Origin of the sequence: Vreelandella zhaodongensis (genome assembly GCF_013415115.1) — a bacterium.
Lineage (GTDB): Bacteria > Pseudomonadota > Gammaproteobacteria > Pseudomonadales > Halomonadaceae > Vreelandella > Vreelandella zhaodongensis.
Map to the genome: position 1 here is coordinate 1 of NZ_JACCDD010000020.1, position 1,766 is coordinate 1,766.

1 rRNA gene is annotated in these 1,766 nt (G+C 53.6%); it reads right to left on the bottom strand.

Going from position 1 to position 1,766, the window contains the following annotated elements:
• Positions 1-52 precede the first annotated feature (52 nt).
• Positions 53-1,585: ribosomal RNA gene (locus HZS79_RS16690) — 16S ribosomal RNA — on the bottom strand.
• Positions 1,586-1,766 lie beyond the last annotated feature (181 nt).

The following is a 1,766-nucleotide window of genomic DNA, read 5'->3' on the forward strand; positions in this document are numbered from 1 at the left end:
TCTGATCAGGTAATTCATTGTGAGCGCTTACCGCGAGGGATGATGCATCGTTTAAGGAGGTGATCCAGCCGCAGGTTCCCCTACGGCTACCTTGTTACGACTTCACCCCAGTCATGAACCACACCGTGGTGATCGCCCTCTTGCGTTAGGCTAACCACTTCTGGTGCAGTCCACTCCCATGGTGTGACGGGCGGTGTGTACAAGGCCCGGGAACGTATTCACCGTGACATTCTGATTCACGATTACTAGCGATTCCGACTTCACGGAGTCGAGTTGCAGACTCCGATCCGGACTGAGACCGGCTTTTCGGGATTAGCTGACTCTCGCGAGCTCGCAACCCTTTGTACCGGCCATTGTAGCACGTGTGTAGCCCTACTCGTAAGGGCCATGATGACTTGACGTCGTCCCCACCTTCCTCCGGTTTGTCACCGGCAGTCTCCTTAGAGTTCCCGGCATTACCCGCTGGCAAATAAGGACAAGGGTTGCGCTCGTTACGGGACTTAACCCAACATTTCACAACACGAGCTGACGACAGCCATGCAGCACCTGTCTCTGCGTTCCCGAAGGCACCAAGTGATCTCTCACAAGTTCGCAGGATGTCAAGAGTAGGTAAGGTTCTTCGCGTTGCATCGAATTAAACCACATGCTCCACCGCTTGTGCGGGCCCCCGTCAATTCATTTGAGTTTTAACCTTGCGGCCGTACTCCCCAGGCGGTCGACTTATCGCGTTAACTTCGCCACAAAGTGCGCTAGGCACCCAACGGCTGGTCGACATCGTTTACGGCGTGGACTACCAGGGTATCTAATCCTGTTTGCTACCCACGCTTTCGCACCTCAGTGTCAGTGTCAGTCCAGAAGGCCGCCTTCGCCACTGGTATTCCTCCCGATCTCTACGCATTTCACCGCTACACCGGGAATTCTACCTTCCTCTCCTGCACTCTAGCTTGACAGTTCCGGATGCCGTTCCCAGGTTGAGCCCGGGGCTTTCACAACCGGCTTATCAAGCCACCTACGCGCGCTTTACGCCCAGTAATTCCGATTAACGCTTGCACCCTCCGTATTACCGCGGCTGCTGGCACGGAGTTAGCCGGTGCTTCTTCTGCGAGTGATGTCTTTCCTAATGGGTATTAACCACTAGGCGTTCTTCCTCGCTGAAAGTGCTTTACAACCCGAGGGCCTTCTTCACACACGCGGCATGGCTGGATCAGGGTTGCCCCCATTGTCCAATATTCCCCACTGCTGCCTCCCGTAGGAGTTCGGGCCGTGTCTCAGTCCCGATGTGGCTGATCATCCTCTCAGACCAGCTACGGATCGTTGCCTTGGTGAGCCTTTACCTCACCAACTAGCTAATCCGACATAGGCTCATCCAATAGCGGGAGCCGAAGCCCCCTTTCTCCCGTAGGACGTATGCGGTATTAGCCTGGGTTTCCCCAGGTTATCCCCCACTACCGGGCAGATTCCTATGCATTACTCACCCGTCCGCCGCTCGTCAGCGGGTAGCAAGCTACCCCTGTTACCGCTCGACTTGCATGTGTTAGGCCTGCCGCCAGCGTTCAATCTGAGCCATGATCAAACTCTTCAGTTTAAAATCATTGTGATTCTTACTTGCCACTCGAAAGTAACAAAAGCGAATCAAACTTGGCTCAAGGTTCAAACGAATTCATTTCAATTTACATTGTCATGACCGCTTGCCTTGATATTTGGTGATTTATCACCCTCATCGGCAAGCGCCCACATGAATTACCTGATCAAATTGTTAAAGAGCT